Origin of the sequence: Rhodococcus rhodnii NBRC 100604, from assembly GCF_001894925.1 — a bacterium.
GTDB classification, from domain to species: Bacteria; Actinomycetota; Actinomycetes; order Mycobacteriales; family Mycobacteriaceae; genus Rhodococcus_F; species Rhodococcus_F rhodnii.
The window spans coordinates 1-25,988 of sequence record NZ_BCXD01000013.1 but is presented as its reverse complement, the minus strand read 5'-3'; the positions used below and the strand labels follow the sequence as shown (position 1 = coordinate 25,988).

The 25,988-nt window shown below is 70.3% G+C and carries 24 protein-coding genes and 1 pseudogene; 12 read left to right on the top strand and 13 right to left on the bottom strand.

The genetic code is table 11. The features are described from left to right. Nucleotides 1-34: 34 nt before the first annotated feature. The 3 genes from nadC to nadA are packed head-to-tail and all read right to left on the bottom strand — an operon-like array spanning nt 35 to nt 3,524. Nucleotides 35-892, bottom strand: coding sequence for a carboxylating nicotinate-nucleotide diphosphorylase (gene nadC / locus RR1_RS11365; protein ID WP_010836203.1), 858 nt, complete (start codon nt 890-892; stop codon nt 35-37). Then, a complete protein-coding gene (gene nadB / locus RR1_RS11360) occupies nt 889-2,487 on the bottom strand; it encodes an L-aspartate oxidase (protein WP_010836204.1) in 1,599 nt (532 codons plus the stop codon). Before nadB ends, nadC begins: the two co-directional genes overlap by 4 nt. Then, nucleotides 2,484-3,524, bottom strand: a complete 1,041-nt coding sequence (gene nadA / locus RR1_RS11355; RefSeq protein ID WP_143153808.1) for a quinolinate synthase NadA — start codon at nt 3,522-3,524, stop codon at nt 2,484-2,486. Before nadA ends, nadB begins: the two co-directional genes overlap by 4 nt. Nucleotides 3,525-3,600: 76 nt before the next feature. Here nadA and RR1_RS11350 point away from each other — a divergent pair, with 76 nt between their 5' ends. Then, nucleotides 3,601-4,377 (top strand): NUDIX hydrolase, encoded by a 777-nt coding sequence (locus tag RR1_RS11350; protein WP_010836206.1) that lies wholly within the window; start codon nt 3,601-3,603, stop codon nt 4,375-4,377. On the opposite strand, the gene RR1_RS11345 is transcribed toward RR1_RS11350, so the two are convergent. From RR1_RS11345 to bioB, 3 genes are read right to left on the bottom strand one after another with little or no spacing between them, the layout of a single operon-like run. Next, nucleotides 4,310-4,891: a DUF2567 domain-containing protein gene (locus RR1_RS11345; RefSeq protein ID WP_071990672.1), complete on the bottom strand. Its 582-nt coding sequence runs from the start codon at nt 4,889-4,891 to the stop codon at nt 4,310-4,312. The genes RR1_RS11350 and RR1_RS11345 overlap by 68 nt on opposite strands. A 37-nt stretch (nt 4,892-4,928) precedes the next feature. After that, nucleotides 4,929-5,198, bottom strand: a complete 270-nt coding sequence (gene bsaP / locus RR1_RS11340; RefSeq protein WP_051110977.1) for a biotin synthase auxiliary protein BsaP — start codon at nt 5,196-5,198, stop codon at nt 4,929-4,931. After that, nucleotides 5,185-6,189: a biotin synthase BioB gene (gene bioB / locus RR1_RS11335; RefSeq protein WP_010836208.1), complete on the bottom strand. Its 1,005-nt coding sequence runs from the start codon at nt 6,187-6,189 to the stop codon at nt 5,185-5,187. Before bioB ends, bsaP begins: the two co-directional genes overlap by 14 nt. Nucleotides 6,190-6,289: 100 nt before the next feature. On the opposite strand from bioB, the gene RR1_RS11330 reads away from it, so the two are divergent. From RR1_RS11330 to RR1_RS11315, 4 genes are all read left to right on the top strand, one after another. Next, nucleotides 6,290-6,913 carry a TetR/AcrR family transcriptional regulator C-terminal domain-containing protein gene (locus RR1_RS11330; protein WP_010836209.1) on the top strand — a complete coding sequence of 208 codons (624 nt, stop codon included), beginning with the start codon at nt 6,290-6,292 and terminating at the stop codon, nt 6,911-6,913. 62 nt (nt 6,914-6,975) lie between these two features. Then, on the top strand, nt 6,976-7,404 hold the full coding sequence (locus RR1_RS11325) for a hypothetical protein (RefSeq protein WP_143153801.1): 429 nt from the start codon (nt 6,976-6,978) through the stop codon (nt 7,402-7,404). Nucleotides 7,405-7,513: 109 nt separating this feature from the next. Continuing rightward, nucleotides 7,514-7,897, top strand: coding sequence for a VOC family protein (locus RR1_RS11320; protein WP_010836211.1), 384 nt, complete (start codon nt 7,514-7,516; stop codon nt 7,895-7,897). Next, nucleotides 7,894-8,271 carry a VOC family protein gene (locus RR1_RS11315; protein ID WP_010836212.1) on the top strand — a complete coding sequence of 126 codons (378 nt, stop codon included), beginning with the start codon at nt 7,894-7,896 and terminating at the stop codon, nt 8,269-8,271. The genes RR1_RS11320 and RR1_RS11315 overlap by 4 nt, the downstream gene beginning before the upstream one ends. On the opposite strand, the gene bioD is transcribed toward RR1_RS11315, so the two are convergent. Next, on the bottom strand, nt 8,258-8,950 hold the full coding sequence (gene bioD, locus RR1_RS11310) for a dethiobiotin synthase (protein WP_010836213.1): 693 nt from the start codon (nt 8,948-8,950) through the stop codon (nt 8,258-8,260). The genes RR1_RS11315 and bioD overlap by 14 nt on opposite strands. Then, nucleotides 8,947-10,089, bottom strand: coding sequence for an 8-amino-7-oxononanoate synthase (locus tag RR1_RS11305; RefSeq protein ID WP_010836214.1), 1,143 nt, complete (start codon nt 10,087-10,089; stop codon nt 8,947-8,949). Before RR1_RS11305 ends, bioD begins: the two co-directional genes overlap by 4 nt. Before the next feature lie 74 nt (nt 10,090-10,163). On the opposite strand from RR1_RS11305, the gene RR1_RS11300 reads away from it, so the two are divergent. Genes RR1_RS11300 through RR1_RS11285 form a run of 4 tightly spaced genes read left to right on the top strand, consistent with a single transcriptional unit; the run spans nt 10,164 to nt 16,989 of the window. Next, nucleotides 10,164-11,438, top strand: coding sequence for an adenosylmethionine--8-amino-7-oxononanoate transaminase (locus RR1_RS11300; RefSeq protein WP_010836215.1), 1,275 nt, complete (start codon nt 10,164-10,166; stop codon nt 11,436-11,438). Nucleotides 11,439-11,467: 29 nt separating this feature from the next. After that, nucleotides 11,468-13,657: a glycogen debranching protein GlgX gene (gene glgX / locus RR1_RS11295; protein WP_010836216.1), complete on the top strand. Its 2,190-nt coding sequence runs from the start codon at nt 11,468-11,470 to the stop codon at nt 13,655-13,657. After that, complete coding sequence (gene treY, locus RR1_RS11290; protein WP_010836217.1) at nt 13,654-16,008, top strand: malto-oligosyltrehalose synthase; 2,355 nt, start codon at nt 13,654-13,656, stop codon at nt 16,006-16,008. The genes glgX and treY overlap by 4 nt, the downstream gene beginning before the upstream one ends. 45 nt (nt 16,009-16,053) lie before the next feature. Beyond that, entirely contained in the window at nt 16,054-16,989 is a 936-nt protein-coding gene (locus tag RR1_RS11285) for an NADP-dependent oxidoreductase (protein WP_071990673.1), read from the top strand. Between the two features lie 90 nt (nt 16,990-17,079). Here the strand turns inward: RR1_RS11285 and RR1_RS11280 are convergent, their stop codons facing one another. Beyond that, nucleotides 17,080-17,691: a TetR/AcrR family transcriptional regulator gene (locus tag RR1_RS11280; RefSeq protein ID WP_010836219.1), complete on the bottom strand. Its 612-nt coding sequence runs from the start codon at nt 17,689-17,691 to the stop codon at nt 17,080-17,082. A 132-nt stretch (nt 17,692-17,823) separates the two neighbouring features. On the opposite strand from RR1_RS11280, the pseudogene treZ reads away from it, so the two are divergent. Both treZ and RR1_RS11270 read left to right on the top strand, forming a co-directional pair. Further along, nucleotides 17,824-19,554 (top strand): annotated as a pseudogene (gene treZ, locus RR1_RS11275) (malto-oligosyltrehalose trehalohydrolase). A gap of 63 nt (nt 19,555-19,617) precedes the next feature. Then, a complete protein-coding gene (locus tag RR1_RS11270) occupies nt 19,618-20,157 on the top strand; it encodes a TetR/AcrR family transcriptional regulator (protein ID WP_010836222.1) in 540 nt (179 codons plus the stop codon). Between the two features lie 6 nt (nt 20,158-20,163). Here RR1_RS11270 and ilvA read toward each other — a convergent pair whose 3' ends face one another. From ilvA to RR1_RS11255, 3 genes are read right to left on the bottom strand one after another with little or no spacing between them, the layout of a single operon-like run. After that, nucleotides 20,164-21,510 carry a threonine ammonia-lyase IlvA gene (ilvA, locus tag RR1_RS11265; RefSeq protein WP_010836223.1) on the bottom strand — a complete coding sequence of 449 codons (1,347 nt, stop codon included), beginning with the start codon at nt 21,508-21,510 and terminating at the stop codon, nt 20,164-20,166. Between the two features lie 52 nt (nt 21,511-21,562). Beyond that, the gene (locus tag RR1_RS11260; protein WP_040771978.1) at nt 21,563-23,341 is read right to left on the bottom strand and encodes a pyruvate dehydrogenase; all 1,779 of its coding nucleotides are present in this window, start codon (nt 23,339-23,341) and stop codon (nt 21,563-21,565) included. Next, nucleotides 23,341-23,799, bottom strand: a complete 459-nt coding sequence (locus RR1_RS11255) for a nitroreductase family deazaflavin-dependent oxidoreductase (protein WP_040772012.1) — start codon at nt 23,797-23,799, stop codon at nt 23,341-23,343. Before RR1_RS11255 ends, RR1_RS11260 begins: the two co-directional genes overlap by 1 nt. Before the next feature lie 131 nt (nt 23,800-23,930). Between RR1_RS11255 and RR1_RS11250 the strand changes: the two genes are divergently transcribed. Next, nucleotides 23,931-24,206, top strand: a complete 276-nt coding sequence (locus RR1_RS11250) for a hypothetical protein (protein WP_010836226.1) — start codon at nt 23,931-23,933, stop codon at nt 24,204-24,206. A 96-nt stretch (nt 24,207-24,302) separates the two neighbouring features. Here the strand turns inward: RR1_RS11250 and dnaE are convergent. After that, nucleotides 24,303-25,988: DNA polymerase III subunit alpha (gene dnaE / locus RR1_RS11245; RefSeq protein WP_143153800.1), on the bottom strand; the 1,686-nt coding region annotated here is incomplete at its 5' end.

Genomic DNA, 25,988 nt, shown 5'->3' with positions numbered 1-25,988 from the left:
GGTTGCGCTCAGCAGGGCGCCGATCCCGGTGCAATCACATGTCGAGACCGATGTCGAGTACGCGCACCGAATGGGTCAGCGCACCGACGGCGAGGTAGTCGACGCCCGTCGCGGCGTAGTCGGCGGCAGCGTCGAGACTCAGCCCACCCGACGACTCGAGCTTCGTCTCGGGCGAGACGGCGGCGCGGCGCTGCACCGCGATCTGCGTCTGCCACACCGGGAAGTTGTCGAGCAGAACGAGTTCGACGCCCTCGCGCAGCACCTCGTCCAACTGCTCGAGGGTGTCCACCTCCACCTCGCACGGCAGATCCGGCGCGGCCTCGCGCACGGCACGTAGCGCCGCGACGACCGACCCGGCCGCGGCGACATGGTTGTCCTTGACGAGCGCGGCGTCGCCCAGACCCATCCGGTGGTTCACACCACCGCCGACCCGCACCGCGTACTTCTGCAGCGCGCGCAGCCCGGGAAGTGTCTTGCGGCTGTCGCGGATCCGCGCAGTCGTCCCCGCGACGGCCTCGACCCACCGTGCGGTCTCGGACGCGATGCCCGACAGGTGACCGAGAAGATTGAGCGCCGTGCGCTCGGCGGTGAGCAGGCCACGGGTCTGTGCACGGACCTCGAGCACGACGGTTCCCTGCGCGACACGCGTGCCGTCGTCGACCCGCTGCGTCACGGTGTATCCCCCGATGCCGAGCACCTCGTCGAGGACGAGCAGCGCGACGTCGAGACCCGCGACCACGCCCTCCTCACGCGAGACGAAGGCCGCCGTGGTGAACGCGTCCGCGGGGACCGTCGCGAGGGTCGTCACGTCGTCGCCGTAGCGAAGATCCTCGTCCAGAGCGGTGCGTACGAGGGCCCGGGTCTCGTCGGTCAGGATCTCGGCGGTACTCACGATGCGACTCCCAGGTGATCGGTGGACCGGCCGACGACGAGGTCGTCGCCGCGGCGGGCGACCGTGATGCGGTGCGCGAGCGCGTCGTCACGGCCGGGGTGGTCGGTGCGGGCGTGGCACCCGCGGGTCTCGGTGCGTTCGGCTGCGGCGAGCGCGATCGCGTGCGCTGTCGTCGTCAGCGCGGCGTCCTCGGCGCCCCGGAGGGTCGAGATCTCCCGCAGCGGGGCTGATTCCACGACGGCGGCCAGTTCGGCCAGGCCCGACCCGGTCCGGCGCACGCCTGCGAACTCGGTCGCGAGCGACTGCACGAGGGTCCGCGCGAGCACGCGGCGACGCGGCAGTGCGGCATCCGTGACATCGCGCCGGGTCTCGCCGACTGCGGCCAGGCGCTCGGTCGCGGCCCGTCCCGCGCGGCGTCCGACGGCGACGGCCTCGAGCAGACTGTTCGACGCGAGGCGATTCGCGCCGTGCAGCCCCGTGCACGCGACCTCGCCCGCGGCGTACAGCCCACGGACGTCGGTGCGGCCGTGTGTGTCCGCGACGACGCCGCCGCACGCGTAGTGCGCCGCCGCAGCGACGGGGATCGGGTCGGTCGCCGGATCGATCCCGATGCCGCGGCACGCCGCCGTGACCGTCGGAAAGCGCTGCGCCACGTCGTGGACCGCGGTGGCGTCGAGGAGGACGTGACGGGCGCCGGTGCTGTGCATGTGGGCCGTCACCGCGCGTGCGACGACGTCCCTCGGCGCGAGATCACCGAGCGGGTGCACACCCGCCGTGACCCGGGCGCCGTCGAGGCCGACCAGGACCGCGCCCTCGCCGCGCAGCGCCTCGCTCACGAGCGGGCTGCGGCCGCGCGCGTCCGGAACGACCAGTGCCGTCGGATGGAACTGCACGAACTCGAGATCGGCGACGCGTGCTCCCGCGTCGAGGGCGAGCGCGATCCCGTCTCCCGTCGCGGTCTCGGGGTTCGTGCCGACCTCGTAGAGCGCTCCGATGCCGCCGGTCGCGAGCAGCACCGCGGGCGCGTGAACGACGCCGAGGCCGTCGTGCGAGACCGCGAGGACGCCCGCCACTCCCCTCGGACCGGTCAGAACCCGCAGGACGGCGACGTCCTCGACCACGGTGACGCCCTGCGCGGCGTGCGCCGCGGCGCTCAGCGTGCGCTGGATCTCGACGCCGGTCGCGTCGCCGCCCGCGTGGACGATGCGCCGGGCGGAGTGGCCGCCTTCACGCGTGAGGTACGGCGCGAGATCCCCGCCGTCGAAGCGCGCACCACGGCGCACGAGCAGATCCACGACGCTCGCGCCCTCCGCCACGATCGTCCGGACGGCGCCGTCGTCGCAGTGCCCGTCGCCCGCGGCGTGGGTGTCGGCGGCGTGCGACGCGAGCGAGTCGCCAGGATCACCGCCCGGCAGCACGGCGGCGAGACCGCCCTGCGCGAGGCGCGTCGCGGTGTCGCCGGACTTGACGAGGACGAGAACGCGCAGCCCGCGTTCGGCGGCCTCACACGCCGCGGCGAGCCCCGCGGCGCCGCCGCCGACCACGACGAGGTCGGCGGCCCGTTCCCACGCGCACGAGGCGGCGCGTCCGGTCACTCTCCCCCGCCAGGATTTCCGATCTCGATCATGCGCTGCACGGAGGCGCGGGCACGCTCGCCGACCTCACGGTCGACGTGCACCTCGTCGCGTCCCTCGACGAGGCACCGCAGCAGCGCGGCGGGCGTGATCATCTTCATGTAGGGGCACGACGCGCGGTCGTTGACCGGCTGGAAATCGACGTCGGGAGCGGCGCGGCGCAACTGATGCAGCATGCCGATCTCGGTCGCGACGAGCACCTCGCGGGCCCCGGTGGCGCGCGCGGCGTCGAGCATGCCGCCGGTCGAGAGGATCTTGACGCGGTCGTCGGGGACGAAGCCCTCGCCGGCGAGGTAGAGCGCCGACGTCGCGCACCCGCATTCGGGGTGCACGAACAGCTCGGCGTCGGGGTGTGCCTTGGACTTGGAGGTCAGCTCGTCGCCGTTGATGCCCGCGTGAACGTGGCACTCGCCTGCCCAGATGTGCATGTTCTCGCGTCCGGTGGTGCGCTTGACGTGTGCGCCGAGGAACTGGTCGGGCAGGAACAGCACTTCACGATCGGGATCGATCGAGGCGACGACGTCCACGGCGTTCGACGACGTGCAGCAGATGTCGGTGAGGCCCTTCACCTCGGCCGTCGTGTTGACGTACGACACGACGACGGCGTCGGGGTACTCGTCCTTCCATGCGCGCAGGTCGTCGGCGGTGATGGAGTCCGCGAGCGAGCAGCCGGCGCGCTCGTCGGGGATGAGGACGGTCTTGTGCGGCGCGAGGATCTTCGCGGTCTCGGCCATGAAGTGGACACCGCAGAAGACGATCGTGTCCTCGGGTGCTTCCGCGGCGATCCGCGAGAGCGCGAGCGAGTCGCCGACGTGATCGGCGACGTCCTGGATCTCCGGGAGCTGGTAGTTGTGGGCGAGCAGCGTGGCGCCACGCTCGTCGGCGAGCCGCCGGATCTCGTCGGCCCACCGCGCGTCGCCCTCGACGCCCGTGTAGCCCTGCGGCGAGTCCGTGATGCCGGACGTGTCGATGCCGGACGTCGCGGCTGCGCCGCTCATCGTGCTCGTCATGGCCCGCTCCTTCGATCGACCGGAAGTTTCCCTTCCGAGAGGTTTTCGACTTAGGATCGAAAACATGCCCGATACTAGCACCGTTCACGAAGTGCTCACCGCCGGGTTCCGGGTCGGCTACCGCGACGACAGTATCGGCACAGGTGAAACCCGTGATTCGGGTCACCCCGCGCGGCGAGCACGGCTCCGGCCCGAACTCGAGGTACTGCTGTGGCAGCGCGCTCTCGGCCCTTTCGAGGGCGCCTGGGCCCTCCCCGGCGGCGTGCTTCGCGACGACGAGGACCTCACCGCGTCGGCGCGCCGGCAGCTCGCCGAGAAGGTCGATCTGCGCGACGTCGCGCATCTCGAACAGCTGTCGGTGTTCAGCGATCCGGCGCGCGTCCCCGGCAGGCGGACGATCGCGTCGACCTTCCTCGGCCTCGTGCCGGTGACGGCCGACCCGCAACTGCCGCCGGACACGCGGTGGCACCCGGTGTGCTCGCTGCCCGACATGGCCTTCGATCATCGGACCGTCGTCGAGCACGCGCGCGCCCGGCTCGCGGCGAAGATGTCGTACACGAACATCGCGTTCGCGCTCGCCCCCGCGGAGTTCACGATGTCCGAGTTGCGTGACATCTACGAGGCGGGCCTCGGCTACCCCGTCGACACGACCAACCTGCAGCGCGTGCTGACGCGGCGCGGGGTCATCGAGGCGACGGGGCGGGCCGCGAGGTCCGGCCCGGGCGGCGGCCGCCCCGCGGCGGTCCACCGGTTCGCCGAACGGTCGCTGCGGATCACGGACGAGTTCGCGGCGCTTCGCCCTCCGGGATGGTCGGGGCCGGGGGCCGAGGACTCCGACTGATCGTCGCGCTCCGGCCGGATCCGAGGTCGTCGTGCGCGTTGAGCACCGCCGCCACCGCGAGCGCGATCGAGGCGACGAGCGGCGCGAAGAGCAATACGAGCGGAGTGCCCAGTCCGGTTCCCCGCGTGACGATCTCGCCCTCGGTGAGGACGTCGGGCACCTGGAAACGGACGACGCCGACGAGGTCGCCCACCGCTGCCACCACGACTGCACCGAGCACGCACGCGAGCAGGACGCTGCCGACGAGCGCCGGTCCGCGCAACGAGGCACGCGTCCACGCGGCGACCGCCACGACCGCGCCGAGTCCCGCGGTGAAGCACGCGAACATCGCGGCGGCGTCGAACCGGTGCATGCTCTCCGCGGTCAGCGGGATGCCCCCGTCGGGGGCGACGACGAGCAGTTGCTCACCGGGAACCACGAGCCCCCACACCACGCCGACGACGATGCTCGCGACGACCGTCCAGCCGACGATCGTCACGTGGGGACCGCGCGCGAACTCGCGAAGGCGTCTCACCCGCTCGACGCTACCGGGTGATCGGCACCGCTCGGCGTCAGGCCGACTCCGGTGTCGTCGTCCCGTGTGTCGCCGTCCCGGATGTCGTCGTCCCGTGCCGCGAGCATCGTGCCCACCATCCGACGGGATCGATCTGGACGATCATCCGCCGCCCGCAGGACGGGCAGTAGCGGGGCGGTTCGAGCGGGTGCCCGTCGAGTTCGGGGGCGCCGAGTTCCGAGCCGCCGAGTTCCGAGCCGTCGAGCGCGACCCCGGTGAACGGGTCGAAGCGTGGGGCGTCGCCGGGGCCCGCGTCAGAAGGACGCATTGAGCGCCTTGAGCGGCATCTTCAGGTCGACGAGCAGATCGAGGTCGGCCTCGGCGGGGCGGCCGAGCGTCGTGAGGTAGTTGCCGACGATGACCGCGTTGATGCCGCCGAGGATGCCGCGCTGGGCGCCGAGGTCACCGAGCGTGAGTTCGCGGCCACCCGCGAACCGCAGCATCGTTCGCGGCAGGGCGAGCCGGAAAGCTGCGACGGCGGCGAGGGCCTCGTTCGCGGGGAGCACGTCGAGATCGCCGAAGGGCGTCCCGGGCCTGGGGTTCAGGAAGTTCAGCGGGACCTCGTGCGGATCGAGCTCCGCGAGATTCGCCGCGAATTCCGCGCGCTGCGCGAGAGATTCACCCATGCCGAGGATGCCGCCGCAACACACCTCCATTCCCGCGTCGCGCACCATCGCGAGGGTCTCCCACCGTTCCTCCCACGTGTGAGTCGTGACGACGTTCGGGAAGAACGACCGGGCCGTCTCGAGGTTGTGGTTGTAGCGGTGCACGCCCATCGCGGCGAGCCGCTCGACCTGGTCGGCGGTGAGCATGCCGAGCGAACACGCGATCTGGATGTCGACCTCGCCGCGGATCGCCTCGATGCCCGCGGCGACCTGAGCGAGCAGTCGCTCGTCGGGGCCGCGTACCGCCGCCACGATGCAGAACTCGGTCGCGCCGGTCTTCGCCGTCTGCTTCGCCGCTTCGACGAGGCTCGGGATGTCGAGCCTCGCCGAGCGCACGGGGGACGCGAACAGGCCGGACTGCGAGCAGAAGTGGCAGTCCTCGGGGCAGCCGCCGGTCTTGAGGCTGATGATTCCCTCGACCTCGACCTCGGGGCCGCACCACGCCATGCGGACGTCGTGAGCGAGCGCGAGAAGCTCCTCGAGTTCGGACGCGGGCAGCTCGAGAACCTCGAGCACCTGCTGTTCGGTCAACCCCTCCCCGCGCTCGAGGACCTGCTCACGGGCGATGCCGAGGATGTCGGACGACGTACTCACGCTGCCACTCCTGATGATGGATGGACGTCACGACGCCTCTTGAACGCCGTTCAATTGAACACCGTTCAACGTAGGGCGCAGCTGGAGTAGTGTCAATCCTGTGAACCTGAGCCGGTCCGACATCCTCGACGCCGCGACGGCGATCCTCGACGAGTACGGCCTCGCCGATCTCACGATGCGGCGACTCGCGACGTCGCTCGGCGTCCAGCCGGGGGCTCTGTACTGGCACTTCCCCAACAAGCAGACGCTGCTCGGCGCGGTCTCCGACCGCATCCTCGAAGACGTCGACGCACCGCTCACCACTCCGCGCCCCTGGGACGAGCAGGTGCGCGCGCTGGCGCACCGGCTGCGCGACGCGTTGCTCGCTCATCGCGACGGCGCCGAGCTCGTCTCCGCGTCCTACTCGTCGCGGTTGAGCAATTCCCGTGCGCGCGATGCGTTCTCGACCGCCCTGAGCGGGGGTGGTCTGAGCACCGACCACACCGAACTGGCCTCGCACGTCCTGCTGCACTTCGTCCTCGGCCTCACCACCTCCGAGCAGTCGCGAAGCCAGCTGGAGGAGATGAACGCCCTCACGCGCGGCGGCATCTCCCCCGACGCCCCCGCCGTCGATCCCGAGCGCGACAGCGACCTGGTGACGGCGGATCCCGCCGCGCGCTTCGAGTTCGGCCTCGACACCTTCGTCGACGGCATCGGGCAACGGCTCGCCGCCGAGGTTCGCTGACGCACCACGTCGGCCGCGGCTGGATCCGATGGGATCGCAGCCACAGGTGCCATCATCACGTCATGAAGCCCCGCGCCAGGCGAGCGGTCCGAGCCATGTTCGCGCTCACCGCAGTAGCGTCCGCTCTCCCGCTCGCCTGGCTCTATCTCGCGGACCTGATGGCGCTTAACAACAACCCCCAATGGACCTGGTGCACGAATCGATACGGCGATCCCGAGCAGTTCGATTACCTGCAACCAGACCGCACAGAACGCATCGGCGCTGCCGTCGTCGACTTCTGGGGCTGGTACCCGCCTGGGATGACCTGCCGATTCGGCGACAGCCACACCGGCATCACCGTCGTCGTCGGCCCCGAACACTGGCGTGGCCACCTCGCCCTCGCCCTCGCCGCCGTCGTCGCCCTATCGGTCGCCGGCTACATCGTCACAAGGAAGCGCTCGCGGACCCCGAAGCAGCGGGAAACCGAGCGACACCGCAGCGCCGACCGATGAGTTCTGCCGTCCGCCGCGGTCGGAGTCCGTGAACGACCGCTACGAACCTCCACGGAAGGTGATATGCCATGCCCACGATCGACAGTATGTTGCTCAGCAGCACGAAAGTATGTTGCTCAGCAGCACGAACCCCGCCCGTCTCCGTGACTGGTACGTCGCGGTCTTCGGAGTCACCGCCGCGACGACGCCGGACGGCGCCTACGACGTCCTCGGGTTCGGTCCCGATCCGGCACACACCTTCTGGGTCATGATCGACTCCCGTGACGACGTCGGCGAGAGCAACCCCGAGCCGGGCCGCGTCGTCCTCAATGTGGACGTCGACGACGCGCAGGCGACCGCGCACGCCGTCGACGCGTCCGGTGCGCGCCGGCTCGCGCCGCTCGAAAACCGCGACGGCAGCTGGTTCGGGACCGCGATCGACCCCGACGGGAACTACGTCCAGATCGTCCAGCTGAGCGAGGCCATGCGCTCGGAGATGGAGCGGGTGTCATGACCACGATCACGGAAGCGTTCAGCGGCTTCGCCGTCCCCGACCTCGACGCCGCGGACGCGTTCTATCGCGACGTCCTCGGGCTCGCGGTCGAGCGCGACGCGATGGGAATCTCGACGCTCACGCTGCCGGACGGAACGCCGATTCTGGTGTACCCCAAGCCCGATCACCGTCCCGCCGTGTACACGATCCTCAACTTCGTGGTGCCGGACATCGACGCGGCCGTCGCCGACCTGACCTCACGCGGAATCGAGTTGCTGCGCTACGACGGCTTCGATCACGACGAGAAGGGAATCGTCCGCTCCACCGGCGACGGACCGACGATCTGCTGGTTCACCGATCCTGCGGAGAACGTGCTCTCGTTCATCCAGAACTGAGCCTGCTCACGTCCCATCCCGCGGCGAACCAGCCCGGGGCGTCGCGGACGAACTCCGACGGGGCGAGCGCGCCCGCACCCGCGGGGATCGTCCCGACCAGCGAGGCACCGGCGACGTCCGGCAGATCCTCGAGGTTGCAGCGCATCGCGAGATCGGGCTTACGCGGCCACGATCCGACGACGAGCCCCGCGCACGCGACGCCGCGCGCCGCAAGCGTCTCGGTCGTCAGAGCGGTGTGGTTGAGCGTGCCGAGGCCGGGTGCGACGGTGACGACGGCGGGCGCACCGAGATCGCGCGCGACGTCGCACAGCGTGAAGCCGTTCTCGCCGAACCGCACGAGCACTCCGCCGGCGCCCTCGACGAGAACGAGGTCGTGGGAATCGGCGAGTTCCCGCACTGCGTCGGTGACGGTCTCGCGTCGCAGCATCGGCGCACCCTCGCGCCGCGCAGCGGTGTCGGGTGCGAGCGGATCGCGATACCGCACGAGTTCGACGCCGCGGATTCCCGTCAGCCGCTCCACCATCGCGATGTCACCCGGCTCGCCCGGACGGACGCCCGTCTGCGCGGGCTTGCACACCACGACCCTCGCTCCCGCAGCGCGGGCGGCGGCGGCGAGCGCCGCGGTGACGATCGTCTTGCCGACGTCGGTGCCGGTCCCCGCCACGACGACGATGCTCATGCCGCACTCCGGGCGAGGACTCGACCGAGAACGTCACGGACGGTGGCGATGTCGCCGTCGGTGAGCGATGCGCGCGCCGTGAGCCGCAACCGCGCAGTCCCTTCGGGGACCGAGGGCGGGCGGAAGCACCCGACGGCGAGGCCGAGATCGCGGCACGCATCGGCCGCCGCTTTCGCCCGTGCGGCATCACCGAGAATCACCGACACGACGGCGGAGTCGGGCCGCGGCGCACCGGCGAACGCCGCGATCTCGCGTGCGCGGTGGAGGACGGCGCCCGGCAACGTGGGGTCGCCGCGCAGCACCGCGAGCGCCGCGCGGGCGGCCCCGACTGCGGGCGGCGCGAGCGCGGTGTCGAACACGAAGGTGCGGGCGTTGTCGATCAGGTGCGCCCGCACCCGCTCCGCGGCCAGCACGACACCGCCTTGCGCGGCAAGGGATTTCGACAGCGTTGCGGTCACCACCACCCCGGGATCGCCGGCGAGGCCGCACTCGTGCACCCACCCGCGTCCACCGTCGCCGCGAACGCCGAGTCCGTGGGCCTCGTCGACGACGAGCAGCGCGCCGTGGCGCGACGTGACGGCGTGCAGCTCGCGCAGCGGCGCGAGGTCGCCGTCGGCGCTGAACACCGAATCGGTGAGCACGAGCGCCCGCTCCTCGCTGCGCGAACGCAGCACGGCCGAGACCGCCGCGACGTCCGCGTGCGGGACGATCTCGACGCGCGCCTTCGAGAGCCGGCACGCGTCGACGAGCGACGCGTGGACCCCGGCGTCCGAGACGACGAGCGTGCCGCGTCCCGCGAGCGCGGCGACCACGGCGAGATTCGCGGTGTAACCCGACGAGAACACCAGCCCGGACTCCGCGCCCGTGAAGGCGGCGAGGTCGTCCTCGAGTGCGTGATGGTCCGCGGTCGAGCCCGTGACCAGACGCGATCCGGTCGCACCGGTCCCCCACAGCCGGGCGGCGGCGACCGCGCCCGCGACCACCTCGGGATGGCGGGACAGGCCGAGGTAGTCGTTGGACGCGAGGTCGAGCAGCGGCGAATCGGCGGGGCGCGGGGACAGCTCGCGGCGCAGGCCCGCGGCTCGCCGAGTCGACTCGACGCCGTCGAACCAGTGCGCGAAGGCGGAGGGCAGTGGCATGACGTGGACCGTACTTGAACACTGTTCAAGTACCAAGATTGAACGGTGTTCAATGCTCGGGTTACTGTGGCCGCGTGTCCTCGATCACCGCCACCGACCTCGCCACCCGCGACTCCCGCATCCTGTGGCACCCGTACTCGCGAGTGCCTGCCGATGTCCCGCCGCTGGCGGTGCGCGGCGCGTCGGGTGTGCGCCTCGAACTCGACGACGGCCGCACGCTGATCGACGGAATGAGTTCGTGGTGGGCCGCGATCCACGGCTACCGGCATCCGGCACTCGACGCCGCCGCGGCCCGTCAGCTGGGCCGCATGAGCCACGTCATGTTCGGCGGGCTCACGCACGAACCGGCCGTCGAACTGGGCGAACGCCTCGTCGCCCTCACGCCACCCGGCCTGGACCGCGTGTTCTTCTCCGACTCCGGCTCGGTCGCCGTCGAGGTCGCCGTGAAGATGTGCCTGCAGTACTGGCGCAGCCGTGGCAGGCCGGCCAAGCATCGGCTCATGACCTGGCGCGGCGGCTATCACGGCGACACCTTCGCGCCGATGAGCGTGTGCGACCCGGACGGCGGGATGCACGAGTTGTGGCGCGGCGTCGTGACGCCGCAGGTCTTCGCGCCCGTCCCGCCCCGCGAGTACGAGCCCGAGTACACGACGCGGTTCGGCGAGGTCCTCGCAGCTCACCGCGACGAACTCGCCGCCGTGATCGTCGAACCCGTCGTGCAGGGCGCGGGCGGAATGCGCTTCCACTCCCCCGAGTACCTGCGCGACCTTCGCGCACTGTGCGACGAGCACGGCGTCCTGCTGATCTTCGACGAGATCGCGACCGGCTTCGGCCGCACCGGCGAACTGTTCGCCGCGGACCACGCGGCGGTGAGTCCGGACGTGATGTGCGTCGGCAAGGCGCTGACCGGTGGATACGTGACACTCGCCGCGACGCTGTGCAGCGCCGCGATCGCCGACCGGATCGGATCGGGCGACGCGGGCGCACTCATGCACGGCCCGACGTTCATGGCCAATCCGCTGGCCTGCGCGATCGCGTGCGCGTCGCTCGACCTGCTCACGAGCCGCGACTGGCGCGGCGAGGTCGCCGCGATCGAGACGGCGCTCACAGCCGGGCTGGCGCCGCTCGTGGGCAGCCCCGGCGTGCGGGACATCCGCACCCTCGGCGCCATCGGCGTCGTCGAACTCGACGCACCCGTGGACATGCAGGTCGCGACCACGGTCGCCGTCGACCACGGCGTGTGGCTGCGGCCGTTCCGGAACCTCGTGTACGCGATGCCGCCGTTCGTGTGCACGACGCAGGAGACGTCGGCGATCGCGCACGCCATGGCCGCCGTCGCAGCCGGGTGAGGGCCGCGGAACCGTACTAGTGTCGCGGTATGGCAGATCGAGGCGAGCCCAGTTCGACGCAGCCGGTCCCCGCGTGGCCGGGCACCGCCTACCCGCTCGGCGCGACGTACGACGGTGCGGGCACGAATTTCGCGGTGTTCTCGGAGGTCGCGGAGTCGGTGGAGTTGTGTCTCATCGACCGCGACGGCGTCGAGACGCGCGTACCACTCGACGAGGTCGACGGGTACGTGTGGCACGCGTATCTGCCGACGGTCGTTCCCGGGCAACGCTACGGTTACCGAATCCACGGGCCGTGGGATCCGGCGAACGGACTGCGCTGCGATGCGAGCAAACTGCTGCTCGATCCGTACGGCAAGGCCTTCGCGGGGAGTTTCGACGGCGACCGCTCCCTGTTCTCCTATCCATTCGCCGACGACCCCGCCGCCGACGTCGAGGACACCGAGGACGAGAACGACGACGTCCACCCCCTGGCCGGCCACGACTCGCTGGGGCACACGATGACGACCGTCGTCATCAATCCGTACTTCGACTGGCAATCCGATCGCGCGCCGCGCACGCCGTACCACGAGACCGTCATCTACGAGGCCCACGTCAAGGGCATGACCGCGACCCACCCCGGGGTGCCGGAGGAGCTGCGCGGCACGTACGCGGGGCTCGCACATCCCGCCGTGGTCGACCACCTCACCTCGCTCGGTGTCACCGCTATCGAACTCATGCCCGTGCACCAGTTCATGCACGATCAGACACTCATCGACAAAGGCCTGCGAAACTACTGGGGCTACAACACCTTCGGCTTCTTCGCGCCGCACTCCGACTACGCCGCAGCACCGAAACCCGGCGGCGCCGTCACGGAGTTCAAGGCGATGGTCCGCGCGTTCCACGACGCCGGCATCGAGGTCATCCTCGACGTCGTCTACAACCACACCGCCGAGGGCAATCACCTCGGCCCCACGATCTCGTTCCGCGGCATCGACAATCTCGCGTACTACCGCGTCGTCGACGGCGACTGCGCGCATTACATGGACTACACCGGCACCGGCAACAGCCTCAACGCGCGCCACCCGCACACCCTGCAGCTCATCATGGACTCGCTGCGGTACTGGGTCACCGAGATGCACGTCGACGGCTTCCGTTTCGACCTCGCGTCAACTCTCGCCCGCGAGCTGCACGACGTCGACCGCCTCTCGGCGTTCTTCGATCTGGTGCAACAGGATCCGATCGTCAGCCAGGTCAAGCTCATCGCCGAGCCGTGGGACGTCGGCGAGGGCGGCTACCAGGTCGGCAACTTCCCCGGTCTGTGGACGGAGTGGAACGGCAAGTACCGCGACACCGTCCGCGACTACTGGCGCGGCGAGTCGTCGACGCTGGGCGAGTTCGCGTCGCGGCTGACCGGCTCGTCCGATCTGTACGAGAAGACAGGTCGCCGCCCGAGCGCGTCGATCAACTTCGTCACGGCACACGACGGCTTCACGCTCCGAGACCTCGTGTCGTACAACGACAAACACAACGAGGCCAACGGCGAAGGCAACCGCGACGGCGAGAGCCACAACCGCTCGTGGAACTGCGGCGTCGAGGGCCCGACCGACGACCCGCACGTGCTCGCGCTGCGCGCGCGACAGACTCGCAACATCATGGCGACGCTCATGCTCAGCCAGGGCACGCCGATGCTCGCGCACGGCGACGAGTTCGGCCGAACCCAGCTGGGCAACAACAACGTCTACTGCCAGGATTCGCCGCTGTCCTGGATGGACTGGTCGCTCGCGGAAGCGAACGACGACCTGCTCGAGTTCGCGCGGCGTGTCATCGCGCTGCGCGCCGACAACCCGGTGTTCCGCCGCCGCCGCTTCTTCGAGGGCACGCCCATCCGCAGCGGCGACGAGATGCGCGAGATCGCGTGGCTCACGCCGTCCGGCGACGAGATGACCCCCGACGACTGGAACAGCGGCTTCGGCAGGTCGCTCGCGGCGTTCCTCAACGGCGAGGGGATCCCCGAGCCCGATCAGCGTGGTGAGCGGATCGTCGGCGAGTCGTTCCTGTTGTGCTTCAACGCGCACGACGGCGACATCGAGTTCCAGGCACCGTACGACTACGACTGGACGGTGGCACTCGACACCGCGCAGCCGACCGGACTCGGCGAGACTCCCGAGACCGTCGCAGCGGGCGGATCGATCAAGGTCGGCTCCCGCACCCTCGTCGTGCTGCGCCGGAGCGATCGGTGACCCCGACGCGGCGCCCGATCACCTCCACGTACCGGCTGCAGCTCGTCCCGGGCTCGTTCACGTTCGACGACGCGCGCGCGGCGCTCGAGTATCTCGACGATCTCGGCGTCTCGCACCTGTACCTCTCCCCGATCCTCACCGCGACGAGCGGGTCGACGCACGGGTACGACGTCGTCGATCCCACGACCGTGTCCGAGGGACTCGGCGGGCGCGACGGGCTCGTCGCGCTGTCGGCAGCGGCCCGCGAACGCGGCATGGGGCTGATCGTCGACATCGTGCCCAATCACATGGGCGTCGCGAAGCCACGCGAGAACCGGTGGTGGTGGGACGTGCTGCGCCACGGCGAGCAGTCGCCGTTCGCGTCGTACTTCGACATCGACCGCGCTGCCGACAACGGCGCCGACGGCAGGCTCGCCCTCCCGATCCTCGGCTCCGCCGACGACCTCGCCGCGCTCGACATCGACCGTTCGGGCGACCAACCCGAACTCGCCTTTCACGAACACCGCTTCCCGATCGCACCGGGGACCGACGGAGCGGACGCCGCCGAAGTCCACGCGCGGCAGTCGTACCGGCTCGTGCCGTGGGACAGCGGGCTCATCGGCTACCGCCGCTTCTTCGCCGTGAACGAGCTCGCGGCGCTGCGTCAGGAGGACCCGGACGTCTTCGAGGCGACGCACGCCCAGATCGCGTCGTGGTTCGCCGACGACCTCGTCGACGGGCTGCGGATCGATCATCCGGACGGACTGACCGATCCGGCGGGCTACCTCCGCCGATTGCGGGCACTCGTCGGGCCGGACCGGTGGCTCGTCGTCGAGAAGATTCTGGCGTCCGGCGAGGCGCTGGACGCGACGCTGCCGGTCGACGGCACCACCGGCTACGAGGTGCTGGCCCGCATCGACGACGTCTTCGTCGACCGCAGTGGCGAAGCCGGCCTCACCGACCTCTCGCTCGCCTACACCGACGCCGCGGGCGACGCCGCGTGGCTCGAGGAGACCGAGCGCCGGCTCAAACGCACGACCGCCGCGGAGTTGCTGGCGCCCGAGGTCCGGCGGCTGGCCCGCGCGGTCGCGCGGCACAGCGGCGGCGCGGCGTCCGGGCACCCCGACGCGCCCGAGCTCTCCGAGGCGATCGGGGAGGTCGTCGCGAGACTTCCGGTGTACCGCAGCGACTATCGCGGGCTCGAACCGCTGCTCGGCGACGTTCTCGACTCCGCTCGCCGCGCCCGGCCCGACCTCGGGCCCGCGCTCGACACTCTCGCGGCCGCGGTCACCGCGGGCGGCGAAGCGGCGGCGCGGCTGCAGCAGGTCAGCGGCGCCGTCATGGCGAAATCCGTCGAGGACTGCCTGTTCTATCGGACCGCGCGCCTGACGTCGCTGCAGGAGGTGGGCGGTGATCCGGGCCGGTTCGGGGTGAGTCCTGCTCGCTTCCACCTCGATTCGGTGGCGCACGCGCGGTCGCGGCCGGCGTCGATGACGACACTCTCGACGCACGACACCAAGCGCGGCGAGGACGTGCGCGGCCGGATCGGCGTGCTGTCGCAGACACCCGAACTGTGGGCTCGGTGCGTCGCCGAGTGGAGCGAGCACACCCCCGCCCCCGACCCGACGGTCGGGGCGTTCGGCTGGCAGACCTTCCTCGGCGTGTGGCCCGACGACGGCACGCCCGCCGCGGACGTCCCCGACCTGCGGGAGCGGCTGCACGCCTACGCCGAGAAGGCGATGCGCGAGGCCAGCGCGCAGACGACGTGGACCGAGCCCGACGAGCGGTTCGAGGCCGCAGTGCACGAATGGGTCGACACCGTTCTCGACGGTCCCGTCGGGGTGTCGATCGGCCGGCTCGCGCAGCAACTCGCTCCGCACACCCGCTCGGACTGCCTCGGCCGCAAGCTCGTCCAGCTGTGCGGGCCGGGCGTCCCGGACGTGTACCAGGGCACCGAGCTTCCCGAGGACTCGCTCGTCGACCCCGACAACCGCCGCCCCGTCGTCGTAGGCGGCGTCGGTGTGCCGCCCAAACTCCACGTCGTGCGCAATGCGCTGCGCCTGCGCCGCGAACGACCGGAGGTCTTCGCCGGCGCGTACACGGCTCTGGACGCCCGTGGCGAGTGCCGCGAACACGTTCTCGGATTCGTTCGCGGTGACGACGCCGTCGCCGTTCTCGCGACCCGCACGAGCCTGCGCCTCGCCGAACGCGGCGGCTGGGACGACACCACGGTTCCGCTGCCGGACGGGTCGTGGCTCGACGTCCTCACGGGGACGCAGCACAGCGCCGAGGCGCTCGCCGCGGACGTCTTCGCGACGTATCCCGTCGCCCTCCTCGTGCGGCAATCCGGCACGGCCACCGCCGACGGGTGATTGGATCGAATCGAACGGCAGGCCTCGAGAGGGAGTGAGCGCGCAGTGACTCGACGTGTGGTGGCGCAGCGATACGGCGGACCCGAGGTGCTCGCCGTCGTGGACGAGGATCTTCCCGAACTCGCACCGGGGCAGGTCCGCGTCGATCTGCGGGCGATCGGGGTCAACCCGTTCGACTTCAAGAGCTACAGCGGAGCGTTCGGTGACGATCCCGAGAAGCTGCCGCTCTCGATCGGCACCGAAGGCGCGGGCGTGGTCGCGGCCGTCGCCGACGAGGCGGTCTCCCCCGACGGCCTGCTCGCCGTCGGCACCGAGGTGATCGTCTATCCCGGTACGGGCATGTACGCCGAATCCGTCGTGGTCTCGGCCACATCCGTCCTGGTCAAGCCGCCCTCACTCGCGTGGGAGCCGGCCGCGGGGCTGCTGCTCACCGGCGTCACCGCGATGGACACCCTCGACACCGCCGCCACCGGCCCCGACGACGTCGTCCTCGTGCACGGTGCGTCCGGTGGCGTCGGCAGCGCAACCGTCCAGTTGGCTGTGGGACGCGGCGCGACGGTCGTCGGTACCGCGAGCGCCGACAATCTCGACTACGTGCGCGGCCTCGGCGCGATCGCCGTCCCGTACGGCAGCGGTCTGGCCGATCGGGTGCGCGAGGCCGCACCGGGCCCGGTCACCGTCGCGATCGACACCGCGGGCACCGACGAGGCCGTCGACGTGTCGGTTGACCTCGTCGCCGATCGGTCGCGCATCGTCACGATCGCGGCCGGTGCGCACGCCGACGACGCCGGGATCGTGCGGGTGGGTGGGCCGCAGTCCGCTGCTGCGCGGCGGGCGGCGCGCCAGACCGTCGTCGAACTCGCAGGAAGCGGCGCGTTGTCGGTGCGGATCGCACGCACGTTCTCGCTGGACGATGCCGCGACAGCGCATCGCGACCTCGCCCAGCCCCACCCTCCCGGCAAGTTCATCCTGCTTCCGTGACGCTCCTGCGGTTCTGCACCCCTACTTGCACTCTGCACCCCTTCCAGGCGACTGGTAGGGGTGCAGAGTGCGATCAGGGGTGCAGAACCATCAGGGGTGCAGAACCGCAGAGCGGAGGGTGCGGACGACGAACTCCCGGTAATCGGTGACGCTCCAGGCACAGCGCCGACGCAGCATGTCGTGCATCTGCGGCGAGACGACGGCGAACAGGACATCGGCCGCACGGTCGACCGACACCTCCGCGCGGAGCAGATTCGACGCCGCGAGACCCTCGGCGATCGTCGCCGCGTTCTCGCGCGTGTCCCGGATCGTCTCCTCGGCGAACTCCCGCATCACAGGGTCGGCTCCCGACGCCTCGATCGCCGCCGACAGCAACGGCCCGGTTCGCTCCAGCACATCCACGCTGTAGCCGACGACGCGCTCGACCACATCGCCCTCCGCTGCCGGGTCGCGCACCGGTGGCAGTGACGACGCAGCGTCGAGCGCCTCGCGAAAGAGGCCGAACTTGCCGCCCGGGCACGCCGTGTGGACGGTCCGCACGGCGACGCCCGCCTCCCGCGCGATCTCCGCGATCGTCGTCCCCGCGTAGCCCTTGCCGGCGAACAACGCTGCCGCGGCCGCCACGATCGCGTCGCGAGTACGCTGCGCCGCCGCCTCGCGCAGCGGTGAGGTGTACGTGCGACGGGGCGCGATCTCGTTCATTCGTCGCATGCTAGCTGTATCGAATACGCGAGTCCGGCAATCGTTTCGGCGTGGCGTCGGCGGATCGCCGAGCACCCCCACCGTCCAGCGGATTCGCGGCACTCCCGGCATGCTGGAGCCATGAGCGAGGAGATGCGCGAGTTCCGGGTCTGGGCACCGACCCCGTCCGAGGTGCGGCTCGACGTCGACGGCACGATCCACGCCATGACCGCCGACGCGGACGGATGGTGGACCGCGCACGTCGCCGCACCCGCCGACGCCCGCTACGGATTCGTCCTCGACGACGACCCCGCCGTGATCCCCGATCCACGGTCGCCGCGACAGCCGGACGGCGTCCACGAGCGATCCCGGTTGCACTCCCTCGACCCAACGCTGTGGACCGACGAGACATGGACCGGACGTCCACTCGCCGGCGGCGTCCTCTACGAACTCCACATCGGCACCTTCACCCCCGAAGGCACCTTCGACGCGGCGATCGACAGGCTCGACCATCTCGTCGAACTCGGCGTCACGTTCGTCGAGATCATGCCCGTCAACGCTGTCAACGGCACCCACAACTGGGGCTACGACGGCGTGCTCTGGTACGCCGTCCACGAGGCCTACGGCGGCCCCGACGGACTCGCGCGATTCGTCGACGCATGCCACGCGAGCGGCCTCGCCGTCGTCCTCGACGTCGTCTACAACCACCTCGGTCCGTCCGGCAATCACCTCGCGAAGTTCGGCCCGTACTTCACCGAGGGCGCGAACACGTGGGGCCAGAGCCTCAACCTCGACGGCGCGGGCAGCGGTGAGGTGCGCCGGCTCATCCTCGACAACGCACTGCGCTGGTTCTCCGAGTTCCACATCGACGCACTGCGTCTCGACGCCGTGCACGCTCTCGTGGACCACACCGCCGTCCACGTCCTCGAAGAGCTCGCCGTCGAGACCGAGCGGCTCTCGGCGCATCTGCGCCGCCCGCTGACACTCATCGCGGAGTCCGATCTCAACGACCCGAAGCTCGTGACGCCGCGCGCAGCAGGCGGTTTCGGGCTGGACGGGCAGTGGGACGACGACGTCCACCACGCGATCCACGCCGCCGTCTCGGGCGAACGACAGGGCTACTACGGCGATTTCGGGTCGCTCGACGCTCTCGCGACGACGCTGCGTCGCGGCTTCTTTCACGCCGGCACCTACTCGACGTTCCGTGGCCGCGTGCACGGCAAGGCCATCGACCCACGGTTCGTCCCGGCGAGCGCTCTCCTCGCGTACACGACGACGCACGACCAGGTGGGCAACCGCGCGATCGGCGACCGGCCGAGCGCGTATCTCGACGACGGCCAACTCGCGATCAAGGCCGCGCTCGTCCTGCTGAGCCCGTTCACGCCGATGATCTTCATGGGCGAGGAGTGGGGCGCGCGCACGCCGTTCCAGTTCTTCACCTCGCACCCCGAGCCGGAGCTGGCACGCGCGACCGCCGAGGGCCGCATCCGCGAGTTCGCCGAACACGGCTGGTCGAGCGAGGACGTGCCCGACCCACAGGATCCCGACACGTTCCTGCGGTCCAAGCTCGACTGGTCCGAGCCCGCGAGGATGCGGCACGCGAGGCTGATCGCCTGTCACCGCGCGCTGCTGACGCTCCGCCGCGAGCGTCCCGAGATCACCGATCCGTAGCTGACGCACGTGCACGTCGACTACGACGAGGACGAGCGCTGGATCGCGGTGCTGCGCGGCTCGCTGCGTCTGGTGTGCGTGATCGGTGACGAGCCGGTGACCGTTCCCTTCGGCGGACGCCCTGTCCTGGCCTGGGAGACCGTCTCCCAGGACGAGACGGCATCGGCGACGACGGTGCCCGCCCACTCGTTCGTCGTGCTCGACGCGTTCTGAGCGCTCCGGCTTTCGGTCGCTCGGCGTCGGTCACCCGCCCCGGCCGCCGGTAAGGTCCGAGGCATGGCTTCGGACACTCGCGACCGCATCCTGGACGCCCTCGAACGGCTGCTGCTCGACGTCGGGCTCGCGCAGGTGACGATCGAGGGCGTCGCGGACGAGGCGGGAGTGTCCAAAGGCGGTCTGCTGTACCACTTCCCCAGCAAGGAGGCGCTGCTCGGCGCCATGGTGCGCCGGCTCGGTGAGCGTTCGGACGCGCAGATGGACGAGGCCGTCTCCGGCGGCAGCACCGCGGCGCAGTGGTACCTCCAGATCCCCGACTCGAGTTCGATGGATTCCGAGGCCGCGCTCTATCGCTCGATGATCGCCGCGCTGCGCACCGTCGACGGCCAGCACACGGAGGTCCAGAACGCGATGATCGACGTCATGCGCGCGTGGGACTCGCAGCTGCGCGCGGAGATCGACGACCCGGTCCAGGCCGAGATCGTCCGGCTCGTCGGCGACGGCGTGTATCTCGCGGCGCTACTCGGCTTGCCGAAGCCCGAACCCGAGCTCTACCGCAAGGTCGTCGAGCGGCTCCTCGGCGACGACACCGACCGGTGACCGATCTCAGGTGAGATAGCGGTACGCCGGCGAGCCGGGTTCGAGCCGTTCGACCTGCATCGGCGACCGCTCCATCCGTTCGAGCAGTGCCGCGAGGCCCGAGGCGTCACCGAGTTCGATACCGACGAGTGCGGCACCGGTCTCGCGATTGTTCCGCTTGACGTACTCGAAGAGCGTGATGTCGTCGTCGGGCCCGAGCACCTCGTCGAGGAAGCGCCGCAGCGCACCGGGCTCCTGCGGGAAGTCCACGAGGAAGTAGTGCTTGAGCCCGAGGTGCACGAGCGACCGCTCGACGACCTCGCCGTACCGCGAGACGTCGTTGTTGCCGCCCGACACGAGACACACGACGGTCGAGCCGGGCCGCAGCGCCAGTCCCGACAGCGCGGCCACCGACAACGCCGCCGCGGGCTCCGCGATGATGCCCTCGTTCTGGTACAGGTCCAGCATCGCGGTGCACACCGCACCCTCGTCGGCCTGCGTCATGACGCGGGTGCGCGGCTCGACCCGGATCTCCGACGGCCCGGGACGGGCGTACTCGCGCGAGGCGACGTCCACGCCGAGCTCGCTGAGCACCGCATACGGCAACTCCCCCGCACGGCGCACGGCGGCTCCGTCGACGAACGGATCGACGTCACCGAGCGTCACGGGGCCACCCGCGACGAGCGCGGCCGTCATCGACGCCGCGCCCGAGGGCTCGATGCCGACGATCGCGGTCTCGGGCGAGTGAGCGTCCAGATACGTCGCGATGCCCGCGATGCATCCGCCTCCCCCGACCGGAACGACGACGGCGTCGGGTGCCGACGGCAACTGGTCGAGGATCTCTGCCGCGACCGTCCCCTGCCCCACGATCGTGCGCGGATCGTCGAACGGCGGCACCATCGTCGCGCCGGTGACACCCACGTCGTGGCGCGCGGCGTCCGCGGCGGCATCGAAGGTGGTTCCCGTCATGATGAGTTCGACCTGGTCACCGCCGTGCGCGCGGATGCGGTCACGCTTCTGCTTGGGGGTGTTGGTGGGGACGTAGATCCGGCCCCGGATCCCCATGGTCCGGCACGCCAACGCCACGCCCTGCGCGTGGTTGCCGGCGCTCGCCGTCACCACGCCTGCGTCACGCTCATTGGTACCCAGCTGCGCGATGAGATTGAACGCACCACGCAGCTTGTAGGAGCGGACGGCGGTGAGGTCCTCGCGCTTGAGATACACCTCCGCGCCCGTCGCGGCCGACAGCCGCTCGCAGTACTGCAGCGGCGTCGGCGCCACGACGCCGGAAATTCGCTCGGCCGCCGCGTCGATCGCATCCGCGCTGAGCGCGGACGCGGCGAGCAGGGCTGCGGTGTCGAGCGAAGTGGTCACCGATCAATGGTGCCACTGCCACGGCTCCGCGCGGCACCCGGCCCGCCCGCTCTCACGTGCGCGGATCGAACTGCGACGGTCGCGGCATGTTGCGCAGATTCGACTTCGCCATCTGCACGGCCTCACCCACGCCCCCGTTCATGACGACCTTCGACATCGCCCGCGCGAAACCTCCGACCTGACTCCCCGTGATCGTCGGCGGCAGCGACAGCGCACGCGGATCGGTGACGACGTCGGCGAGGGCGGGCCCGTCGTGTTCGAGGACCGCTCGCAGCCCCGACTCGACGTCGCCCGGATCCTCGATCCGCCGCGCGAAGATGCCCATCGCCTGCGCGATCGCGGCGTAGTCCACTCCGGGCACATCGACACCGAAGTCGGGCAGCCCGTCGACGAGCATCTCGAGTTTGACCATGCCGAGCGACGAGTTGTCGAACAGGACGATCTTCACCGGGATCCGGTACATCACGACGGTGAGCAGCTCACCGAGCAGCATCGAGAGCCCGCCGTCACCGGACACCGAGATCACCTGCCGCTGCGGATCCGCGAAGGAGGCGCCGATGGCGTGCGGAAGCGCGTTCGCCATCGACCCGTGCAGCGCCGACTCGACGAGCATCCGCCGCCCGTTCGGCGTGACGTAGCGGGCCGTCCACACGTTGCACATGCCCGTGTCGGCGGTGAACACGGCATCGTCGGCGGCGAGATCGTCGAGCACCGACGCCGCGTACTCGGGATGGATCGGGGTGCGCTGATTCGCCGACTCGGCGTAGCCGCCGACGACCTGCGACATCAGTTTCCGGTGCCGGTCGAGCGTGTCGTCCAGGAAGCTCCGGTCGGATTTTCGGCGCACGAGTGGCAGCAACGCCTCGAACGTCGCACGGGCGTCGCCGTGGACCGCGACGTCGACCGACGTGCGACGCCCGATCCGCTCCGCGGCCGTGTCGATCTGCGCGACCTTCACATCGGACTGCGGCAGGAACTGGTCGTACGGGAAGTCCGTGCCGACGAGCACCAGCAGATCGGCGTCGTGGATGCCGTCGTGCGCCGCGCCGTACCCGAGCAGGCCCGTCATCCCGACGTCGAACGGGTTGTCGTACTGGATCCAGTTCTTGCCGCGCAGCGAGTGACCGATCGGTGCGCCGACGGCGTCGGCGAACGCGAGCACGGCGTCGCGCGCATCGCGTACGCCGTCACCGGCGAAGATCGCGACGTTGCGTGCGTCGTCGACGAGCGCCGCGAGCGCCTGGACGTCCGCGGGATCGGGCACGAGCGTCGGGCGGCCGAGGCGAACCGGCGCCGGTGCGGTGCGCACGGCGTCGTCCTCGGCGACGTCGCCGGGGAGCGTGACGACGGAGACTCCCGAACGCGCGACGGCGTGCGTGATCGCGCTCGCGAAGACCCGTGGCGCCTGCTGCGGCGTGCTCACGAGCTCGCAGTACTGCGAACACTCGACGAACAGCCGATCCGGGTGGGTCTCCTGGAAGTACTCCATCCCGATCTGCGCGCTGGGGATGTGCGACGCGATCGCGAGAACCGGTGCATCCGAGCAGTTCGCGTCGTAGAGGCCGTTGATGAGGTGGAGGTTTCCAGGACCGCACGATCCCGCGCACACCGCGAGTTCGCCGGTCAGCTGAGCCTCCGCCGACGCCGCGAACGCCGCGGCCTCCTCGTGCCGGACGTGCACCCAGTCGATGCCGCCACGGGCCCGGCCGCCGCTGCGGCGCACCGCGTCGACGACCGGGTTGAGACTGTCGCCGACGATCCCGTAGATCCGGCGCACACCCGCGGCGACGAGTTGTTCGACGAGTTGATCGGCGACGGTCCCCACGGGCATCAGTCCTTCGCGTCGTGCGGTTGCTCCGCGCGTTCGACGACGAACAGCGGAATGGTGCGTGACGTCTTGCGCTGATAGTCGGCATAGTCCGGGTACGCCTCGACGGCGCGCTTCCACCAGGTCTCGCGCTCGTCCCCCGTCACCTCGCGGGCGACCCCGTCGAACACCGTGCTGCCGTCACGAAGTTCGACGCGAGGATCGGCCTTGACGTTGTAGTACCAGACGGGGTTCTTCGGGGCCCCGCCGAGCGAGGCCACGATGCCGTACACGCCGTCGTGCTCGACGCGCATGAGCGGAGTCTTGCGCAGCTTCCCGCTCTTCGCGCCGATACTCGTCACGACCACGACGGGCATCCCCCGCAGCGTGTTCCCCTCGGCACCGTCCGACGATTCGATCGTCTCGACCTGCTCTGCGGCCCATTCGGCCGGACTTGCTACGTACTCACCTTTTAATGGCATGGCACCAGTGAACACCTTGTCCGCGGACCCGTGGGAGGGAATCACTCGCGCATCGGAACGCGACGCGACTCACACCCCTCGAAACCCTGGTTTCGGTCGCCCGAACTCTGGAGTCCGAGTAGCCTCGCGGTATGACGTCGATCAGCCACACTCCCGGACGCGCCGCAGGCGGCGCCGGTCGCCGGACGTCCGTGGTCGACATCGCCGGAACGGCGTGGCCCGTCTACAAGCTCGAGGCTCTCGCCGCTGCCGCCGTCGCCCTCGTCGTCGTGTACGCCCTGACGACGACCGCGCAGACCGCAGTCCTCACCGCCGCCGGAGTCGGCCTCGTGGTGTGGTGGGTCCGCAGGGCCGCCCTCGTCCGCCACGACAGCGGGCGCTCCGGCTCGGATCTCATTTCGCGCTGACGATCCGACGGTGCGCGCCGACAACCCGCGCCTGCCGGGGCCTTCGTCGTCTTTGCCCCCTGCGGCACGGGAAGAGGGTGGGACGGGCGGGGTGCGTCAGGCCAGGCAGGTCGGGCCGAGCAACGCCTTGAGGTCGCCCATGAGCGCCGACGACGGTTCCACGCGAAGGCGGTCGTCGACCTTGTAGAGCCGCGGACCACCCCCACCCACGAGCCGCACGTGCACGTCGGACGTGCCCGGGTGGCGAGTGAGGACCTGTTCGAGCGCCCTGACCTTGTCGGGCGTGCACGATCGGGTCGCGAGCGTGACCGCGACGGGCTTCGCGACGCCGATCGCCGACAGATCGGGGACGACGAGATCGTTCGCGATGAGCGACACACGATCGTCACGGATGGACACGCGCGCCTTGACGAGGACGACGGTGTCCTCGGCGACGTCCATGCCGTACACCGAGAACGCCTGCGGGAAGAACAGCACCTCGATGCCACCGGTGAGGTCTTCGAGTTGAGCGGACGCCCACGCGAGACCGTTCTTGTTGATGCGGCGGTTGACCGACGCGAGAATGCCGCCGACGGTGACCTGGGTGCCGTCCTTGATCGCCCCTTCGAGGATCGTCGGGATCGCGGTGTCGGACTGCGCGGCCAGCACGTGCTCGATGCCGTTGAGCGGGTGGCCGGACACGTAGAGGCCGAGCATCTCGCGTTCGAGGGCGAGGCGGTGCTTGCTGTCCCATTCCTCGTCGGGGATCTTGACGTTGAACACGGCGGCGACGGATTCGTCGGCGTCGTCGCCACCGAAGAGGTCGAACTGGCCGATCGCCTCGGCCTTCTTGGTGCTCATCACCGAGTCGATCGCGTCGGCGTGGACGAGCATCAGACCCTTGCGAGGATGGCCGAGGGAGTCGAATCCACCTGCCTTGACGAGGGATTCGGTGACCTTCTTCGAGCACGCGACGGTGTCGATCTTCGCGAGATAGTCGGAGAAGTCGGTGTACTTCCCCTTCTCGGTGCGGGCCGCGATGATCGAGGACACGACGTTGGTGCCGACGTTGCGGACGGCACCGAGCCCGAAGCGGATGTCGGTGCCGACGGACGTGAAGTTGTGGTCGGACTCGTTGACGTCGGGCGGCAGGACCGTGATGCCGAGCTTGCGGCAGTCGGACAGGTAGACCGCGGCCTTGTCCTTGTCGTCGCCGACCGAGGTCAGCAGGCCCGCCATGTACTCCGCCGGATAGTTCGCCTTGAGATACGCCGTCCAGAACGACACCAGGCCGTAGCCCGCGGCGTGCGACTTGTTGAACGCGTACCCGGCGAACGGGAGAATCGTGTCCCAGAGGGCCTTGATCGCGGCCTTGGAGAAGCCGTTGTCCTGCATGCCCTTCTCGAAGCCCTCGAACTCGGCGGCGAGAACTTCGGCTTTCTTCTTGCCCATCGCGCGACGCAGGATGTCGGCCCGGCCGAGCGAGTAGCCGGCGACCTTCTGCGCGATCTGCATGATCTGCTCCTGATACACGATCAGGCCGTACGTGTCGGCCAGGATCTCCTTCAGGGCCTCTTCGAGTTCGGGATGGATCGGCTTGACGGGCTGCCGATTGTTCTTGCGATCGGCGTAGTCGTTGTGCGCGTTCATGCCCATCGGGCCGGGGCGATAGAGCGCGAGCACGGCGACGATGTCCTCGAAGCCCGTCGGCTGCATGCGGCGCAGCAGGTCGCGCATCGCGCTGCCGTCGAGCTGGAAGACGCCGAGGGTGTCGCCGCGCGCGAGGAGTTTGTAGGTCTCCTC

Coding starts and splice junctions, on each gene's coding strand:
- nadA (WP_143153808.1), bottom strand. CDS start 3,524: ATGAGCGGCGCAGCCGCGACGTCCGGCATCGACACGTCCGGCATCACG.
- RR1_RS11350 (WP_010836206.1), top strand. CDS start 3,601: ATGCCCGATACTAGCACCGTTCACGAAGTGCTCACCGCCGGGTTCCGG.
- bsaP (WP_051110977.1), bottom strand. CDS start 5,198: ATGCGTCCTTCTGACGCGGGCCCCGGCGACGCCCCACGCTTCGACCCG.
- RR1_RS11325 (WP_143153801.1), top strand. CDS start 6,976: ATGAAGCCCCGCGCCAGGCGAGCGGTCCGAGCCATGTTCGCGCTCACC.
- RR1_RS11320 (WP_010836211.1), top strand. CDS start 7,514: ATGTTGCTCAGCAGCACGAACCCCGCCCGTCTCCGTGACTGGTACGTC.
- RR1_RS11315 (WP_010836212.1), top strand. CDS start 7,894: ATGACCACGATCACGGAAGCGTTCAGCGGCTTCGCCGTCCCCGACCTC.
- bioD (WP_010836213.1), bottom strand. CDS start 8,950: ATGAGCATCGTCGTCGTGGCGGGGACCGGCACCGACGTCGGCAAGACG.
- RR1_RS11305 (WP_010836214.1), bottom strand. CDS start 10,089: ATGCCACTGCCCTCCGCCTTCGCGCACTGGTTCGACGGCGTCGAGTCG.
- glgX (WP_010836216.1), top strand. CDS start 11,468: ATGGCAGATCGAGGCGAGCCCAGTTCGACGCAGCCGGTCCCCGCGTGG.
- RR1_RS11280 (WP_010836219.1), bottom strand. CDS start 17,691: ATGAACGAGATCGCGCCCCGTCGCACGTACACCTCACCGCTGCGCGAG.
- RR1_RS11270 (WP_010836222.1), top strand. CDS start 19,618: ATGGCTTCGGACACTCGCGACCGCATCCTGGACGCCCTCGAACGGCTG.
- RR1_RS11260 (WP_040771978.1), bottom strand. CDS start 23,341: ATGCCCGTGGGGACCGTCGCCGATCAACTCGTCGAACAACTCGTCGCC.
- RR1_RS11255 (WP_040772012.1), bottom strand. CDS start 23,799: ATGCCATTAAAAGGTGAGTACGTAGCAAGTCCGGCCGAATGGGCCGCA.
- RR1_RS11250 (WP_010836226.1), top strand. CDS start 23,931: ATGACGTCGATCAGCCACACTCCCGGACGCGCCGCAGGCGGCGCCGGT.